Below are 468 nucleotides of genomic sequence, written 5' to 3'. Positions count from 1 at the left end.
TTGGGTCGGCGAGCTGTTTTTGCTGCGTATCAAGTTGGGTACGTGCCGCCGCTACGCTGTCGCCGTCGCTGAAGACGCTCAGGTATTTTTGCAGCGCGCTGACGCTGGCGTTACTGACAGGCTGATCTTTGATCTGCTCATACCACATATCAGATGCCTGGCTGCGGCCATTGCTGGATTTGGCCATCTCCTGCAACACCGCAAACCCTTCATCACGACGACCGGTCTGGAACAGGAGCTGGGCCAGCGTGCCCTGCAGCTGCGTATTGCCCGGGCTGCTGGCGTTAATTTTCTTCAGCTGGTTAATGGCGACGCTACGGCGGGCAGGATCTTTCGCCACAACATTCCAGTATTCCGTCGCCACGTCACCGCCCGGCGGATTACCGTCAAAAAGCTTGTCATAGGCCGCAATGGCCTCCTGAGTATGACCCGTTGTAGCCAGTAACCGGGCCTGCTGTAACTGCTGAC

At 57.7% G+C, this 468-nt stretch carries 1 protein-coding gene; it reads right to left on the bottom strand.

Translation table 11 applies throughout. From position 1 onward, the window contains the following. The coding region (locus CSV68_RS16600; RefSeq protein ID WP_199175048.1) for a tetratricopeptide repeat protein at positions 1-468 on the bottom strand (468 nt) is incomplete at both ends.

Origin of the sequence: Sporosarcina sp. P29 (assembly GCF_002743265.1) — a bacterium.
Classification (GTDB): Bacteria; Bacillota; Bacilli; order Bacillales_A; family Planococcaceae; genus Sporosarcina.
The sequence above is the reverse complement of the archived record's forward strand: the minus strand, read 5'-3'. Positions and strand labels throughout refer to the sequence as shown.